The sequence below is a fragment of the Sphingobium sp. KKT206 genome, assembly GCF_055640555.1.
The window spans coordinates 772,886-789,420 of sequence record NZ_CM145764.1; the positions used below are offsets into that span (position 1 = coordinate 772,886).

Annotated in this window: 15 protein-coding genes; 9 read left to right on the plus strand and 6 right to left on the minus strand. The window is 62.8% G+C overall.

Annotated features, from left to right (window positions below):
- The first annotated feature begins 20 nt into the window (after nucleotides 1–20).
- Entirely contained in the window at nucleotides 21–1,547 is a 1,527-nt protein-coding gene (gene proS, locus ACZ2HM_RS03655) for a proline--tRNA ligase (protein ID WP_037476804.1), read from the plus strand.
- A gap of 9 nt (nucleotides 1,548–1,556) precedes the next feature.
- Here the strand turns inward: proS and ACZ2HM_RS03660 are convergent, their stop codons facing one another.
- Genes ACZ2HM_RS03660 through ACZ2HM_RS03670 form a run of 3 tightly spaced genes read right to left on the minus strand, consistent with a single transcriptional unit; the run spans nucleotide 1,557 to nucleotide 4,912 of the window.
- The gene (locus tag ACZ2HM_RS03660) at nucleotides 1,557–1,946 is read right to left on the minus strand and encodes a DUF4440 domain-containing protein (protein ID WP_470426283.1); all 390 of its coding nucleotides are present in this window, start codon (nucleotides 1,944–1,946) and stop codon (nucleotides 1,557–1,559) included.
- Between the two features lie 51 nt (nucleotides 1,947–1,997).
- Nucleotides 1,998–4,283 carry a bifunctional diguanylate cyclase/phosphodiesterase gene (locus ACZ2HM_RS03665; protein WP_470426284.1) on the minus strand — a complete coding sequence of 762 codons (2,286 nt, stop codon included), beginning with the start codon at nucleotides 4,281–4,283 and terminating at the stop codon, nucleotides 1,998–2,000.
- Between the two features lie 14 nt (nucleotides 4,284–4,297).
- On the minus strand, nucleotides 4,298–4,912 hold the full coding sequence (locus tag ACZ2HM_RS03670) for a cupredoxin domain-containing protein (RefSeq protein WP_470426285.1): 615 nt from the start codon (nucleotides 4,910–4,912) through the stop codon (nucleotides 4,298–4,300).
- A 124-nt stretch (nucleotides 4,913–5,036) separates the two neighbouring features.
- Here ACZ2HM_RS03670 and ACZ2HM_RS03675 point away from each other — a divergent pair, with 124 nt between their 5' ends.
- The 6 genes from ACZ2HM_RS03675 (at nucleotide 5,037) to ACZ2HM_RS03700 (ending at nucleotide 10,057) form a co-directional block, all read left to right on the plus strand.
- Nucleotides 5,037–5,909, plus strand: coding sequence for a DUF3034 family protein (locus ACZ2HM_RS03675; RefSeq protein ID WP_470426286.1), 873 nt, complete (start codon nucleotides 5,037–5,039; stop codon nucleotides 5,907–5,909).
- Nucleotides 5,910–5,919: 10 nt separating this feature from the next.
- The gene (locus ACZ2HM_RS03680) at nucleotides 5,920–6,393 is read left to right on the plus strand and encodes a group I truncated hemoglobin (protein WP_470426287.1); all 474 of its coding nucleotides are present in this window, start codon (nucleotides 5,920–5,922) and stop codon (nucleotides 6,391–6,393) included.
- A gap of 267 nt (nucleotides 6,394–6,660) precedes the next feature.
- Nucleotides 6,661–8,001 carry a site-specific integrase gene (locus ACZ2HM_RS03685; RefSeq protein ID WP_231726378.1) on the plus strand — a complete coding sequence of 447 codons (1,341 nt, stop codon included), beginning with the start codon at nucleotides 6,661–6,663 and terminating at the stop codon, nucleotides 7,999–8,001.
- Between the two features lie 180 nt (nucleotides 8,002–8,181).
- The gene (locus tag ACZ2HM_RS03690; RefSeq protein WP_017502060.1) at nucleotides 8,182–9,207 is read left to right on the plus strand and encodes a cation diffusion facilitator family transporter; all 1,026 of its coding nucleotides are present in this window, start codon (nucleotides 8,182–8,184) and stop codon (nucleotides 9,205–9,207) included.
- A 62-nt stretch (nucleotides 9,208–9,269) separates the two neighbouring features.
- Nucleotides 9,270–9,632, plus strand: a complete 363-nt coding sequence (locus ACZ2HM_RS03695) for a hypothetical protein (protein WP_228220262.1) — start codon at nucleotides 9,270–9,272, stop codon at nucleotides 9,630–9,632.
- Between the two features lie 74 nt (nucleotides 9,633–9,706).
- Complete coding sequence (locus ACZ2HM_RS03700) at nucleotides 9,707–10,057, plus strand: ArsR/SmtB family transcription factor (RefSeq protein WP_017502062.1); 351 nt, start codon at nucleotides 9,707–9,709, stop codon at nucleotides 10,055–10,057.
- Nucleotides 10,058–10,140: 83 nt separating this feature from the next.
- On the opposite strand, the gene ACZ2HM_RS03705 is transcribed toward ACZ2HM_RS03700, so the two are convergent.
- The 3 genes from ACZ2HM_RS03705 to ACZ2HM_RS03715 form a co-directional block, all read right to left on the minus strand.
- Nucleotides 10,141–11,166, minus strand: a complete 1,026-nt coding sequence (locus tag ACZ2HM_RS03705) for a copper resistance protein B (RefSeq protein WP_151885000.1) — start codon at nucleotides 11,164–11,166, stop codon at nucleotides 10,141–10,143.
- Nucleotides 11,163–12,992, minus strand: coding sequence for a copper resistance system multicopper oxidase (locus tag ACZ2HM_RS03710; protein WP_026109362.1), 1,830 nt, complete (start codon nucleotides 12,990–12,992; stop codon nucleotides 11,163–11,165). The genes ACZ2HM_RS03705 and ACZ2HM_RS03710 overlap by 4 nt, the downstream gene beginning before the upstream one ends.
- Nucleotides 12,993–13,106: 114 nt before the next feature.
- Nucleotides 13,107–13,310 carry a heavy-metal-associated domain-containing protein gene (locus tag ACZ2HM_RS03715; RefSeq protein WP_017502065.1) on the minus strand — a complete coding sequence of 68 codons (204 nt, stop codon included), beginning with the start codon at nucleotides 13,308–13,310 and terminating at the stop codon, nucleotides 13,107–13,109.
- Nucleotides 13,311–13,548: 238 nt separating this feature from the next.
- On the opposite strand from ACZ2HM_RS03715, the gene ACZ2HM_RS03720 reads away from it, so the two are divergent.
- Together ACZ2HM_RS03720 and cueR are read left to right on the plus strand one after the other, a co-directional pair.
- Nucleotides 13,549–16,068, plus strand: a complete 2,520-nt coding sequence (locus tag ACZ2HM_RS03720) for a heavy metal translocating P-type ATPase (RefSeq protein WP_017502066.1) — start codon at nucleotides 13,549–13,551, stop codon at nucleotides 16,066–16,068.
- Complete coding sequence (cueR, locus tag ACZ2HM_RS03725) at nucleotides 16,065–16,508, plus strand: Cu(I)-responsive transcriptional regulator (RefSeq protein WP_017502067.1); 444 nt, start codon at nucleotides 16,065–16,067, stop codon at nucleotides 16,506–16,508. The genes ACZ2HM_RS03720 and cueR overlap by 4 nt, the downstream gene beginning before the upstream one ends.
- Nucleotides 16,509–16,535: the final 27 nt, after the last annotated feature.

Sequence of the window (16,535 nt, forward strand, 5' to 3'; positions counted from 1 at the left end):
CTAGCCTAAGGCCCGACCCCGTGAAGCACGCCCTTTCCGTCACCCGCGAACAGGATTTTTCCGCCTGGTATCAGGCCGTCATTACCGAGGCCGACCTGGCCGAGGAAAGCGGCGTGCGCGGCTGCATGGTCATCCGGCCATGGGGCTATGGCATCTGGGAACGTATCCAGAAACTGCTGGACGAACGGATCAAGGCGACCGGCCATGAAAATTGCTATTTTCCGCTGTTCATCCCGCTGTCCTATTTCGAGAAGGAAGCCGAGCATGTCGACGGTTTCGCCAAGGAAATGGCGGTCGTCACCCATCACCGGCTGATCCAGAAGGATGGCAAGCTGGTGCCCGATCCTGACGCGAAGCTGGAAGAGCCGCTGGTCGTGCGTCCCACATCGGAAACGGTGATTGGCGCGGCGTTCAGCCGTTGGGTCCAGTCGTGGCGCGACCTGCCTGTCCTCATCAACCAGTGGGCCAATGTCGTGCGCTGGGAAATGCGCACCCGCATGTTCCTGCGCACCACCGAATTTCTCTGGCAGGAAGGGCATACGGCCCATGCCAGCGTGGACGAGGCGCTGGAAGAAACGATGAAGATGCTCGAAGTCTATCGCAGCTTCGCCGAAGAATGCGTCGCCATGCCGGTGATCGCGGGCGAAAAGCCCGAAAATGAGCGTTTCCCCGGTGCCGTTGCCACCTATTCGATCGAAGCGATGATGCAGGATGGCAAGGCGCTGCAGGCCGGCACCTCGCATTTTCTGGGCACGACCTTTTCTGCGGCGCAGAATATCAAGTTCCAAAATGCCGAAGGGCAGCAGGAACTGGCCCAGACCACCAGCTGGGGCATGTCGACGCGGATGATCGGTGGCCTTATCATGGTCCATGGCGACGATGACGGCCTGCGCGTGCCGCCGCGTGTCGCGCCCTATCAGATCGTGGTCGTGCCCATGTTGCGCGACAATGACGAAGATGCCGCGATCGTCGATTATTGCACCGATCTGGTCAGCCAGTTGAATGCGCTCGACCTGTTCCGCGAGCCAGTTCGCGCGCTGCTCGACAAGCGCCCGGCCAAGGCCGCTACCAAGCGCTGGGGCTGGGTAAAGAAGGGCGCGCCGATCGTGATCGAGGTTGGTGGCCGCGATGTGGCGGGCGGTAATGTCTCGGTCATCCGCCGCGACCGGCTCTATCGCGAGGATGGCAAGCTCGACAGCCAGATCGTGGCGAAGGGGGACTTCGTCGCGGGGGCCACGTCGATCCTGACCGATATTCAGCAAGCGCTGTTCGCCGATGCCAAGGGACGGCTCGACAGCAATATCGAAAGCTCGATCAGTTCGTTGGATGCGCTCAAGGCCTATTTCGATGCCAGCGCCAAGCCGGGCTGGGCGCTGGTGCAGTGGAGCAAGCCAACCGGCGATGCGCTCGACAAGGTCGTGCAATGGCTCAAGGGCGAGAAGCTGACACTCCGCAACATACCGAGCGACGCGGCGGCGGCGGATGGCGCGTGTATCTTCACGGGCGACACCGCTGTGGAACGGGTGCTGGTCGGCCGCTCCTACTGAGCGGCCGCTTCAGGCGAGGGTGAGGTAAATCTCCGCCTCGATCAGCCAGTTTTCGCCGCTTTGCCGCCATTTGGCGGTATAGATGCCTGATGCCTGCGGCTCGCCTGTCGAGGCAAGGACGCCCTGCCATTGGCCATGCTCCATCGCGATCGGCTCGACGGCCGACGCGATAATCGTGCCCGGCGTCCGGGTGTAGATCAGCCGCTCAGCTGCGGCGAACTCGCGCCGCCACGCCAACATCTGCGCCTTGCGCCCGGCCAGCACCGCACTGTCCGTCCCCGCGACGAGAATGGCGTCTCGCGCCAGCAGCGTTTCGATCATGCGCAGGTCGGCTTGCGCCAGCGCCCGGTTGAAGCTGGCGCGGCGCAGGCGGATGGCAAGGTCGGGGGTGGTGGTCATGGAAAGCGGTCGTAGGTCGTGCCACCCGCCGATGCAATTGGCAGACCGACGTCAGGCGGCCAGGCGGTCGCCCGACAGCTTCTCCAGCAACGCCGCCACCCGACCCGCCGGGATCGGACGACTGAAGAAATAGCCCTGGATCTGGTTGCACCCTTCGGCGCGCAATATTTCCAGTTGCTCGCTACTTTCCACACCTTCGGCGGTGGTTTCGATGCCGAGCGCGTCAGCCAGCGTGGTGATGGCGCGGATGATGGCGGTCGCGCCATCATGTTCCAGCAGATCGATGATGAAACTGCGATCGATCTTCAATTTGTCGAAGGGGAAGCTGCGCAAATAGCTGAGCGACGAATAGCCCGTGCCGAAATCATCGAGCGCGATCCGCACGCCCAAGGCGCGCAGCGAATGGAGCGAGCCGAGCGTCGCTTCGACATTGTCGATGAACAGGCTTTCAGTGATTTCCAGTTCCAGCCGGTTCGGTGCCAGGCCCGACCGCGCGAGCGCCTGCAACACGATGCTGTTGAGCGTCGAACTGCGGAACTGCACCGGCGAGATGTTGACCGCGATGCGGATGTCGTCGGTCCATGTCGCGGCAATGCGGCAGGCTTCGTGCAGCGCCCATTCGCCGATCGGGACGATCAGGCCAGTTTCCTCCGCCAGCGGGATGAACTGCACGGGCGACACCATGCCATGTTCCGGGTGGTTCCAGCGCAGCAGCGCCTCGAACGCGGTCACACGGTTCTGCGACAGGCCAAACAGGGGTTGGAAATAGAGTTCCAACTCGCCTTTGCGCAGCGCATCATGCAGATCGATCTCCATCGCGCGCCGGGCCTGTGCTTCAGCATCCATCGCGCTTTCGAAAAAGCGATGGCTGCCCTTGCCGTCATCCTTGGCGCGGTGCAGCGCGAGGTCGGCATTTTTGAGCAGTTCCGTCGCGTCCCGGCCATCCTGTGGCGCGAAGACGATACCGATGCTGGTACCGGTCACAATCCGATGGCCATTGACGTCGAACGGTTGCGCCAGCGCCTTGACGAGCGCGCGACCAGTCTGGTCGGCGCTGCCGCTGCCATCGGGCAGGATCACCGCAAATTCATCGCCGCCCAGCCGCGCCACAAAGCCCTGCGGACAGGTTTCGCCCAGCCGCGTTGCCACTTCGCATAGCAGGGCGTCGCCGGTCGGGTGGCCCAGCGTATCGTTCACAGACTTGAAATTGTCGAGGTCGAGGCAGAAAATCGCGAAGTTGGCACCGCCATGACGGCTGAGCGCGAGCGCAATCTGTTCGCGCAACAGGGTACGGTTGGGCAAGCCCGTCAGCGAATCGTGAAAGGCCATATGGGCGATCTGCCGCTCGCGTTCCTCGACAGCATTGACCATGCGATTGAAGCTACGTGCCAGTTGGCCGATTTCGTCGCGTGTTTCCACCGCCACCTCGGCATGCTGGCCTGCACTGACCTTGCGCGCGGCGGCCTCCAGCGCCACGATCGGGCGGGCCAATCGGCGCGATGCGACGAAGGTACCGGCGATCGCCAACACCGCGCCCAACGCGCCAAATCCGAGCAGCGCCCACAGGATCGGCGCATAGTCCCGCAACGCGCGCGTGAGGCTATATTCCAGGACGAGTATCTGCGGCGCCGATTCGACCAGGGTCGGCACGCTGCGGGCTTGCATCAGGATGCGTTCGCCATTGCGTGCGACTTCCTTGACGGTGCCTGCGCCGATGTCCGATCCGGTCTGCGGCAGGATGCGGGGATGCAGGTCGATGGAGGACAGGCGCGCAATCTGCCTGAGGTCGGCCGGACCCATCGTCCGCGCAAAGATCACCCATCCCGTGAGGATCGGGGCACGCACCGGAGAGGCGGCGACCATGTAATTTTCCCCGCCCCAATGGGCGACGCCGCGCTCCCGGCCCATGTCCAGTGCGTCGAACAACTGATTCTTCTCACCGACCGACATGCCCGGCACATGGCCGACGACAGTGCCATCGACGCCCACGAACAAGGCGTGCTGCAGGTCGAAGCGACCTTGGAGACTTTCGAGCGCAGATATGATGGTCGGCGCATCGCTCGTGCCGACGGCCTCGCGGAACCCGAAGTCGCTTGCCAGCACATTGCCGGCCTGCGCCATCTGGCTGACCTGCATTGCGGCAATGCGATCGAACAGCGCGCTGCCGACGGCCATTTCGCGCCGGATCGACTTTTCGGCATAGGTTTCGATCGCCATGCGTGTGCCATAGAGCGCCAGCATCGACACACCCACGAACAGCGTCCCGTAGAAGAGGGTCATCCGCAGAGTCAGCGTCGATTGCAGCCGCCAGACCCACCGCTGCCATAGCCCCGTCAAGGCAGTTGCGCCCTTCACCGCGCGGCGCGCAGCGTCAGCGGCACCGTCTTGCTGGCGGCACCGCTACCGGGAATGGGGATGTTCATCACCAGTTCGTTATCCTTGGCGCGCAGCAGCGGATGCCAGATCGTCACCTGTGCCGTGCCGGTCGCCATGCCGGTGATCCGCGCCGTGCCTGCCGCGTCGCTCTTGGCGGCAAAGGGCGTCTCGACGACTTTGATGAAGCCCGTCATCTGATCGTGGATATTGCATCCCACCGCGACGGCACCCGGCGTCTTGAAAGTATAGCTGCGGGTTTCATCCTGGCCGAATAACTTGATCTCGAACTTGGCCGGACGCGAAAAGGAATAGACGTGGTGGCGCACCTTATCCTTGTTGGGAAAGCGCACTGTAGCCCCTACCGGCACGATCAGGACATGCGGCACGAAGGCGACATTCTGCTGGATCATGGTGGTGGGCCAGGGAAAGCGGATGGGGCCTTCGGGGATGCCGCCAGCGGGCCGGACGGAAACGACGGCATCGCTCACCGGGCGCCCCGCCGCATCGACCAGTTTGAGATTGAGATCCCCGGCCACGACTGGGCTGGCCGTGCAGGACAACAGAATGAGCGCAAGGCGTAAGTTAGGCATGCCGCTGTGTTTAGCGGTAAATATTGAACAATTGCTTATGATCCGCGTGGATCGCCAGAACCCGCTCTCTTCCCCGGCATCACGCTGAATATTTTTTTAACCAGGTCCGTCTATGTCGCTGAACATGACTCGACTTCTCCTCGCCGCCATTATGGCGCTCTTCGCTACCCTATCCCTGTCTCCCACGGCGAGCGCCCGACCGCTTCGCCATGGTGGCAAGCTCCTGCTTACCAATGGCATTGCTTCGCTTGAGGGCGCGAGTGGCGGCGGCCTTACGCCCTGGGCGGTGATTGCGGGCAACGAAACGGACGAAGGTATCGGCCTGTCCGGCCATGGCACGATGGTCGAGGTGAAGGATTATGATTATTGGAGCGCGGGCGTAGCCGTCGGCTTTCGCGATCGCCTCGAACTCAGCTACGCCCATCAGAATTTCAACACCAACAACATCGGCACCGTGCTGGGCCTGGGCAAGGACTATGCTTTTTCGCAGGACATCATAGGGGCGAAGCTGCGGGTCGCGGGCGATCTCGTCTATGACCGGCTGCCCGCTATCGCGATCGGCGCGCAATATAAGAAGAACGGGCAGGGCGCTGTCGTCCGCGCAATTGGCGCGCAGGATGACGAGGGCGTGGACTATTACGCCTCGGTCAGCAAATTATTCCTGTCGCGCTCGATCCTGCTGTCCGGCACCGCCCGGCTGACCAAGGCGAACCAGATGGGCCTGCTCGGTTTCGGCGGCGATAAAAAGGATAGCTATGGCCTGCAGTTCGAAGGGTCGGCCGCGTGGCAATTGTCGCGCCGCGTCGCGATCGGCGGCGAATTTCGCAGCAAGCCCGACAATCTGGGGATCGCGCGAGAGGATGACTGGTTCGACCTCTTCGCGGCGGTCGCGGTGCATCGCAACCTGACTGCCACGGTCGCCTATGCCGACCTCGGCTCCATCGCCACCGTCAAGGGCCAGCGCGGCCTGCTCCTGTCACTCCAGGCCGCTTTCTAAGGACGTCATCATGTCTCTGCTCCTCTCGCTGCTCCTGCTGCAAGCCGCACCCCATACCATGCCCGGCGAAGACGCGGTCGATCCCTATGTGCCCAATGCGGCCCATGCCGGCGGCGAACCCTTCACAGGGGATGCCATGGCACGGGCATTTCACGGCCAGGACGGCATCAGGCGTGTGGTCGATGGCATGGTTGTCCGCGCTTATGCCGATCCCGTCATTGGCGAGATTTTCGTGGGACATGACAAGGTGCGCCTGACCCGGACGCTGTTCGAGCAATTTTGCTACCTGCTAAACGCTGGCTGTTCCTACAGCGGTCGCGACATGGCGAGCGCGCATAAGGATCTGGGGGTGCAGCGCAAGGACATGAACCGCTTGGTCGAGCTGCTTCAGGAAGCGATGCGCGCGGAAAAGATCGATTTCCAGACGCAAAACCGCTTCCTGTCGAAACTCGCGCCGATGCATCATGATGTGGTGAAGCAATAAGCCAGCCGCCGTCGGCGGTAGTGGTGCACCCAACTGGATTCGAACCAGTGGCCTTTGCCTTCGGAGCTAGAACCACAACGCTACGACAGGCTTACCAATCCAACGCTAGAGTACGATAACACGCTGTTTATACAGCATTTTATTGATCGTAAGGGTTCTCTGTGCTACGCCAACGACACCCACAGTTTTCGATACGGTGGTGAGATTTTGGTGAGTTTTTGAGCCCGCACTAGCGAGGTACTTATGTCGAAACTTACGAAAACCGTCGTGGACAAGTCCGAACCACGCGACCGTCAATACACCGTTTGGTGCGGCGAGCTGAAGGGCTTTGGCGTCTTCGTCCTGCCCTCCGGCACCCGGACCTACTTCGTCGATTATCGAAACGCCAACAATGTGCGGCGGCGGATGAAGCTGGGCCGGCACGGACAGATCACCGCCGAGCAAGCGCGCACGCTGGCCATTCAAGCCCTGGCCGAAGTCTCCAAGGGGAACGATCCCCTCGAAAACCGGAACAGCGCGCGCAAGGCGATCTCGGTAAAGGAGCTTTGCGAGCTGTATATCGCGGAACTCGAAGCCGGCCGCATCCTCGGCAAGGGCGGGCGGCCGAAGAAGGCCAGCACCAAGATCACCGACCTCGGCCGGATCAACCGCCACATCATCCCACTCCTGGGCAAGAAGCGCGTCACCCACGTCACCAAGGCCGACGTGACGACCATGATGAAGGACATCATGGCGGGCAAGACGCGCGGGATCGAGAAGACGGAGAAACTGCGCGGTAAGTCGATCGTACGGGGCGGCATCGGCGTCGCTAGCCGCACCGTCGGTCTCCTGGGTGGCATCTTCACCTATGCACGGGATGACCTGGGCATCATCGAGGTCAATCCGGCGCATGGCATCCGCAAGCCCAAGGACGCCGTGCGCCAGCGCCGTCTGAACGAGGACGAGTATCGCGCCCTCGGGCGCATCCTTGCCAATGCCGCCGAGGATGAACGCTACACGCGCACCGTGGAGATGATCCGTCAGATCGCCATGTCGGGTTGCCGGCGCAGTGAGGTCATCAAGCTGCGCAAAACGGAACTCGACACCGTGGGGAGTTGCTTCCGGTTCGAGGATACGAAGGAAGGTCAGTCCGTGCGGCCGATGGGCTTGCCGGTGCTGGAGTATTTCGACGAGCGGGACATGAGCGGCGACAGCCCCTATGTGTTTCCCGGCGAGCGGAACCTGGCCAAGCCGTTCGGCAGCTTCCCTCGGCATTGGGAAAAGATCTTCGCCGGGACGGAGCTGGCGGACATCACCGCTCATGTACTGCGCCACAGCTTCGCCAGCCTGGCGAACGACCTTGGTTTCACCGAGATCACCATCGCGGCGCTTCTCGGCCATGCCACCGGCTCTATCACCAGCCGTTATGTGCATACGCTCGATGCAGCCCTCGTCATGGCGGCCGATACGGTGTCCGGCTACATCCATGCGCTGCTCAATGGTGCTGAGCTGACACATACACATTATGCGCTTGATCGGGGCTCGCGTAAGGCTGCGTTGGTTCGGTTTCTGACGCCCCATCAAGACTCAACAGCACAAGCTGAAACGTCACAACGGCTGGCCGCCTGACAATTGCACACGATGGTATGGGATGCAGGCCGCTCCTAGACCGATGCGGCTTTCATCCCCAAAACTGTCTAAAGAACAAGAGGTCGGCCGGGTCATTATCCATCGGCACATAGGCATATTGACATACATTATATGAACACATATTGATGTGTTTAATGTATATGTCATGAAAGCTCGATAATGGCCCACTCGCACGCCGACCATGGTCATGGCCACGATCACGACCACGATCATTCGCACACGCCGACCATCACCAGCGACAATGAGCGCAAGGTGCTGCTGTCGTTCGGCCTGATCTTCACCTTCATGGCGGTCGAGGTCGTGGGCGGTCTGCTTTCAGGGTCGCTGGCGCTGCTGGCGGACGCCGGCCATATGATGACCGACGCGGCGGCGCTGGCGCTCGCCTATGCCGCCTTCCGTTTCGGCCAGCGCGCGGCTGATTCCAAACGCACCTTCGGCTATCTGCGTTTCGAGGTGATCGCCGGCTTCGTCAACGCCGTCACCCTGTTCGCGATCGTCGGCTGGATCGTCTATGAAGCCTGGCAGCGCTTTCAGGAGCCGCAGCCGATCCTTGCCGGCCCGATGTTCGGGGTCGCGATCGCGGGGCTGCTGGTCAATATCCTCGTCTTCTGGATTCTGACGCGCGGCGACAGCGAGCATGTCAACATCAAGGGCGCGGCGCTCCACGTCATGGGCGACCTGCTCGGCTCGGTCGGCGCCGTGGGCGCGGCGATCGTGATCTACCTGACGGGCTGGACGCCGATCGACCCCATCCTGTCGGTGGTCGTCTCCCTGCTGGTACTGCGTAGCGCATGGAAACTGGCGGGCAAGTCGCTGCACATCCTGCTCGAAGGCGCGCCCGACGGCGCGGCGCCGGAGAAGATCGAGCGCCATATTCTGGAGCATGTGCCGGGCGTGGCTGCGGTCGGCCATATCCATGTCTGGTCGATCACGTCGGGCCGCACGCTGGCGACGATGCACGTCCGACCGGCGAACGACACCGAGGCCCGCGTAGTGGTGCGTGCAGTGGAACGCGAGTTGGAGAGCCATTTCGAGATCGAGCACGCCACTGTAGCGGTGGATTGGAACGAGGAAGGCGAGACGTGCAGCCTCGCTCCCGGCAGCAAGCGGGATGAGGGACGCGGACCTGGGCACGACCATCCCAGCCACAGCCACGGCGGCGTGAAACACGCTTGCTCCCACTGATAGGCGGACGTTGGTGCAGCCTATCTGAAATGCTCTGTCAGACTGCCTCCCGGTGCCTGAAGGTGGCTCTTGGCAATGAACGGGAACCAAACGCCCGCAGGAACATCGCTGTTCTCACTGCCGCGCAAGCCTTGGGCGGCGCCAGCCCGCCGATCGTGATGTCGCTCGGCGGGCTGGTCGGTCAGCAACTCTCGCCCGATCCCGCCTGGGTTACCTTCCCCGTCAGCCTGTTCGGACTCGGCCTTCGCGACCACAGCGGCTGTTTCCTTTCTTGCCGGCACGATCTTGCACAGCTCGGGTTGGATGGCGATCAATTGGCTGATTTTCCCGGTAATCGCGACGAGCCTCATTCCGCTGCTGCTCCGGCAAGCCGGTTCCACAAGTGCAAGGGGATGATCGAGGAAAACCGGCAATTGGTTGGCTAGCGGGTGGTCAAGGCTGGCCCTAGAAGGATCATAAATCTACACATCGTCATATATTCACGTATAAGAGGCTCCTGATGTCCGACACCACCAACTCTGACGATCATGGCAATCCTAAGCATTCTCAGGGACTGTCGAGCCACGACGTAACGATCCTGGCCGAAACTTTCCGCTTGCTGGGCGATCCCTCCCGCCTGCGTATTCTGCTCTATTGCCTGCAAACGCCGCGATCGGTGGGCGACATCGCCGAAAGCCTCGATCTGTCGCAAACGCTGGTCAGCCACCATCTGCGCCTCCTGCGCGGCGCGCGCCTCGTCCGTAGCGAGCGACACGGCAAGCAGATATTCTATGAAGTGGCGGATGCCCATGTGAGCACCATGCTCATCGACATGGCCAGCCATATGGATGAGGATCACGACGACGAATGATCGCGCCCAGTAATATTTGTTCACAGAAAGACAGGAGGACCGGCGCACCTCGATCAGGCCCGCCGGTCCGATAACCATATCCCTCAGAACCAGGACCGGATTCCGATCAGGAAATTCCACCCACCTCTGCTTTCAGCGCGGGCGCGGCGAAAATCCGCCGTGTCGCCAAAGGCGCGTTCATATTTCACGCCGATATAGGGCGCGAACTCCGGCACGAACTGGTAGCGCAGACGCAACCCCAACTCGGCGGTGGACAGCCCGGAACCGATGCCCAGCTCGGGAACGTCCTGCGCGGAGAAGTTCAGTTCGGCGGTTGGCTGGAGGATCAGCTTCTGGGTCAGGCGCTGGTCATATTCCGCTTCGATTCGCGCGGTGACGTCACCCTTGTCGGACAGGAACAGCGCACTGTCGATCTCGAACCAGTAAGGGGCAAGGCCCTGAACGCCGATGACAGCGTAGGTGCGGTCCGGTCCGGACCGAAAATCGTGGCGTATGCCGGCCTGGAGGTTCCACCACGGATCGAGCGCGTGGCTCCAGAGCGCCTGCGCCTCGACACTTTCCGGGCTGTCGTCGAAGTGGCTTTCGCCTTCGGTCTTGAGCCAGAGCTTGTCGATATCGCCGCCATACCAGCCCTGCACGTCCCAGGCATAGCCGTCCTTGCCCTTGCCGATCACGGCTTCGAGCTGATCGATCAGGATATTGTGGCTTTTGATATCGCCATGTTCGCGGCGCACGATTTCGCGCGCCGGAGCCATGGCCGCCGCGCCGAATATGGCATCGGCGGCGTGATCGGGGCCGCCCATGGCCGCCGCCGATGGCCCGCGCACCGGCGGGTCGGGAATGCCCGGTTCATGGCCTGCATGGGCCTGGTGCGCTTCCATCGGCGCGGCTGAAGGCATGGCGTGGCCGGCATGAGGATCGGGCGCTGCGGAGGGTTCCGGCGGCATGTCGTGCCCCGCATGGGGATTGCCTTCGGCACCGTCCATACGATGCCCCGCATGGGAATCGGCCGGGTCCTGCTGTGAGGCGCCAGCATGACTCCGGTGATCGTGTTGCGCCCAAGCGGGAGTCGCGACGGCGAGGAGAGCGATGCCCACGAGCCGCATCATGCCGCGTCTCCGTCGAGCGGACGGACGGTGACGACGCGAAACATCCCGGCGTGCATGTGGAGCAGCAGATGGCAGTGAAACGCCCAGTCGCCGGGCGCATCGGCGGTCAGGTCGAAGCTGACCTTGCCGCCCGGCAGCACATTGACGGTGTGCTTGCGCGGATAGCTGCCGGTATGACCGTTCACCAGTTCGAAGAAATGGCCGTGCAGGTGGATGGGATGGGTCATCATCGTGTCGTTGATGAGGGTAACGCGGGCGCGTTCATTGCGCTCGAAGCGGATCGGTTCCACGCCCTCGCTGAACTTCTCGCCATCGAACGACCACATGAACCGTTCCATGTTGCCGGTGAGGTGGACCTCGACCGTGCGCTGCGGCGGGCGCGTGTCGGGATTGGGCGTCAAGGACATCAGATCGCGATAGGTCAGCACCTTATGGCCGACATCTTCGAGGCCCAGCCCCGGATCGCCGGTGCGATCGACCGGCGCCATGGCGATGGCGTCCACGCCCACACCGACCTTGACGCTGTCGGGAACCAAAGACTTGTCACGCATGTTCATGCCGCCCATCGAATGGGAACCGCCATGATCCATGCCGCTGTGATCCATCCCGCCATGGTCTGCTGTCACCGCGTCTGCCCCGGCCGCCATCGCGCCATGGCCCATGGCACTATGGTCCATTCCCGCCATTGATCCGTGGTCCATGCCGCCCATGCCCATGTCCTTCATGGTGAGCGTGGGACGCGGGCGCAGCGGCGGAATCGGCGCCGTCATCCCCATACGGGATGCGAGCGTGGCGCTCGCCATGCCGGAACGATCGATCGATTCCGCCACCAGCGTGAACGCCTTGTCCTCGGCGGGTTCGATGATGGCGTCATAAGTTTCGGCATTGCCGATCTGGAACTCGTCGACCGTTACGGGTCGGACATTCTGGCCATCGGCGCTGACCACCGTCATCGGCAGGCCGGGGATACGGATATTGAAGATCGTCATGGTGGCGGCATTGATGAAGCGCAGCCGCACCCGCTCGCCGGGACGGAACAGGCCGGTCCAGTTCTCCTGCGGGCCATGACCGTTGATGAGATAGGTGTAGGTGACGGCCGTCACGTCGGAAATGTCGGTGGGGTCCATCCGCATCTGCGCCCACATGGCGCGGTCCGATGCCGACATTTCCTCCTCGGGGCCGCCCTTCATCATGCCGAACAATGTCTGTTTCTGGCGATTGAAGTAGCCGCCTTCCGCCTTGAGCTTGGTGATGAGAGCGTGCGGATGCAGGAACGTCCAGTCGCTCAGCACGATCACATGCTCGCGATCATAAGCGATCGGATCGGGCTCGGCGGGATCGATCACGATCGGACCATAATGGCCCTGTTGTTCCTGAAGGCCGCTATGGCTGTGATACCAATAGGTGCCGCTTTGCAGCAACGGAAAGTCATAGACGAAGGTCGAACGCGGCTTGATCCCCGGAAAGCTGAGGCCGGGCACGCCGTCCATCTGGAATGGCACGAGCAGCCCGTGCCAGTGGATCGAGCTGTCCTCGTCGAGCGTGTTCTCGACGTGCAACCGCACATTCTGCCCCTCGCGCAGCCGGATCAGCGGCGCGGGCAATACACCATTCATAGTCACGGCGTGACCGGTCCGCCCGCCTACGGTGAAAGGCGTATTGGCAATCCTGAGGTGAATATCCTCGCCCGAGAGTGTGGGCAGGGTCGGTACAAGCCCGGTCGAGCCGGTTCTGGCCCAGGCGGGAACAAGCCCCGTGATGCCGAGTCCGGCTATGCCGATGGCTCCCGCTCGTAAAAACGACCTGCGCTCAATGAATGGTGTCATGTCTCTATGTCCTGCAGGTGCCCGATTTTCGGAAACGGGAACAAGGGCCGGAAATGCCGGACGGACGACAGCCGTCATCCGCCCGGTCGGACCTGGTGGTATGGCTACGCCTCCCTATGCCACTTCAATAGCGCGCGCGGGATAGCCGTCCTCGGCGAGCGCGACTTCGATAGCTTGCGCGCTAGCCACGGTATCGACCGTGACCTTCTTGTCCGCGATACTCACCTCGACCTTCGCATTGGCGTCGATCGCGGTGATCGCTTGCGCGATGTGCTTGATGCATGAACCGCAGCTCATGTTTTCGACGTGGAATTGCATGGGAAATCTCCATTGTTCCTGACAACGGATCACAAGCTAATCTTTCCCATCGTTGGAGGGTCAAGGCCGTTTTTCGCGGTCGCTATCGGAAAGGAGATCACGGCCCTACCGTTGAGCCATGTGCTTGCGAGGGCGGCTTGCTCTCATCAGGTCAGGATATATTTTGCCCTTGACCTTCCCATCATTGGAACCTGCATCTTGCGACAAATTCCAATCGTGAAGTGTGGAGTATCGAGCCATGATAGCCGCAGAAACCCTGAGAGATTCGGACGAATCCATCGATTCGGCGATCAGCTTGCCGATTGAGGGCATGACCTGCGCGTCCTGTGTGGCCCGCATCGAACGGTCGCTGAGCAAGGTCGAGGGCGTACAGTCCGTCAGCGTCAATCTGGCGACCGAACGCGCCGACATTCGAGCAAACGCCGACATTCGAGCAAACGCCGCCGTCGACCGAAAGGCGCTGGTGCGGGCCGTCGAGGCCGCCGGCTACAGCGTGCCATCTGTCGCCGGCATCGAACTGGCGGTGGAGGGAATGACCTGCGCATCCTGCGTCGGTCGCGTGGAGCGGGCGCTCAAAGCTGTCCCCGGCGTCACCGAGGCGATAGTCAACCTAGCGACCGAACGCGCGAGCGTGCGCGGCGCGGCCGATGTTGAGGCGCTCATCGCAGCGATCGCGGGCGCGGGCTATACAGCGCGCCCAATTGAGGCCAGCGTTTCTGGCGACGAGGAAGCGGCCGAGCGGAAGGACGCCGAGCGCCGGGCGCTGAAGCGCGATCTCACCCTTGCGACCGTACTGGCGCTGCCGGTGTTCCTGCTCGAAATGGGCAGCCACGTCATTCCCGGCGTCCATGGCTTGATCGACCGCACGATCGGCATGCAGGCAAGCTGGTATCTCCAGTTCGTCCTGACGACGCTGGTGCTCGCCTTCCCCGGCATCCGTTTCTACAAGGCGGGCCTGCCCGCGCTGGCGCGGCTGGCGCCGGACATGAACTCGCTGGTTGCCGTCGGCACGCTGGCCGCCTACGGCTATTCGCTGGTCGCGACTTTCGCGCCCGGTCTGCTGCCCGCCGGGACGGTCAACGTCTATTATGAAGCGGCGGCGGTCATCGTTGCGCTGATCCTGTTGGGCCGTTACCTCGAAGCCCGTGCCAAGGGCCGCACCTCCGAAGCGATCAAGCGGCTGGTGGGATTGCAGGCCAAGACCGCCCGCGTGCGCCGCGACAGCGCGGTGTTCGAGGTTTCCATTAGCGAGGTCATCACCGGCGACATTATCGAAGTGCGTCCCGGCGAGCGCATCCCCGTCGATGGCGAAGTGACCGAGGGCGAGAGCTATGTCGACGAGTCGATGATCACCGGCGAACCCATCCCGGTCGCCAAGGCTGAGGGCGCCACGCTGGTCGGCGGCACCGTCAATCAGCAGGGCGCGCTGGCGTTCCGCGCCACCGCCGTTGGCGGCGCGACGATGCTGGCGCAGATCATCCGCATGGTCGAGCAGGCGCAGGGATCGAAGCTGCCGATTCAGGCGCTGGTCGACAAGGTGACGATGTGGTTCGTCCCCGCCGTGTTCGGTGTGGCGGCGCTGACTTTCGCAGCCTGGCTGTGGTTCGGCCCGTCGCCCGCACTGACCTTTGCACTGGTGAATGCGGTCGCCGTGCTCATCATCGCCTGCCCCTGCGCTATGGGGCTGGCGACGCCGACCGCCATCATGGTCGGCACCGGGCGCGGAGCGGAACTGGGTATCTTGTTCCGCAAGGGCGAGGCGCTGCAACTGCTGAAGGACGCCAGGGTTGTCGCGGTCGACAAGACCGGCACGCTGACCGAAGGTCGTCCCGCGCTCACCGACCTGCAAGTGACGGACGGCTTCGACCGGGCGGCGGTGCTGGGTCTGGTCGCCGCTGTCGAGGACAAGTCGGAGCATCCGATCGCCCGCGCAATCGTCGACGCGGCCAAGGCGGAAGGTATTGCGCTGCCCGCGATTACCGACTTCGACTCTATCACCGGCTTCGGTGTCAAGGCGGTGGCGGGTGGCGAGCTGGTCCAGATCGGTGCCGATCGCTACATGCGCGAGCTTGGGCTGGACGTGGCCGCCTTTGCGGAGACAGCACAGCGGTTGGGGCAGGAAGGCAAGTCGCCGCTCTATGCCGCCATTGGCGGGCGGCTTGCCGCGATCATCGCGGTGGCCGATCCGATCAAGGCGACCACGCCGGCAGCCATCGCGGCGCTGCACGCGCTCGGCCTCAAGGTTGCGATGCTGACCGGCGACAACCGCATGACGGCCGAGGCTATCGCCCGCCAGCTCGGTATCGACGAAGTGGTCGCCGAAGTCCTGCCCGAAGGGAAGGTGGAGGCGATAGCCCGGCTCAAGGCCGAGCATGGCCGCGTCGCCTTCGTCGGGGATGGCATCAACGATGCGCCCGCGCTGGCGGCTGCCGATATCGGCCTAGCGGTCGGCACCGGCACGGATATCGCGATCGAGGCGGCCGATGTCGTGCTGATGTCGGGCCATCTGAACGGTGTGGCGACGGCCATCGCCCTGTCGCGCGCGACGATTGGCAATATCCGCCAGAACCTGTTCTGGGCGTTCGCCTACAACACGGCGCTGATCCCGGTCGCGGCAGGCGTGCTCTATCCGAGCCTGGGCATCCTGTTCTCGCCGGTGTTCGCGGCGGGTGCTATGGCGATGTCGAGCATCTTCGTCTTGGGTAATTCGTTGCGCCTGCGCGGTTTTCAGCCACGCGAGACAGGAGGAACGGCATGAACATCGGACAAGCCTCCAAGGCGTCGGGCGTCTCCGCCAAGATGATCCGCTATTACGAGCAGACCGGCCTCATTCCGAAAGCCGATCGCAAGGACTCCGGCTATCGCGATTACTCGCCATCGGATGTTCATATGCTGCGGTTCATCCGGCGGGCGCGTGATCTCGGTTTCTCGGTCGCGGAGATCAACGATCTTCTGAGCCTCTGGCGGGACAAGGCCCGCCAGAGCGCCGATGTGAAGCGGATCGCGCAGGCCCATATCGCCCAGCTTCAGGAGCGGATCGAAAATCTGAACCAGATGGCCGCGACGCTCGGAACGCTGGTGGATTGCTGCGCGGGCGATGATCGGCCTGACTGCCCGATCCTTGCCGATCTGGAGGAACCCGGCGCCGCGCCAGCATCCGTGCCGGCGGCAACGGGCCGCCTTCGGCACCGACCGTAAACGAATCAGATATTCGACACCGCTCCA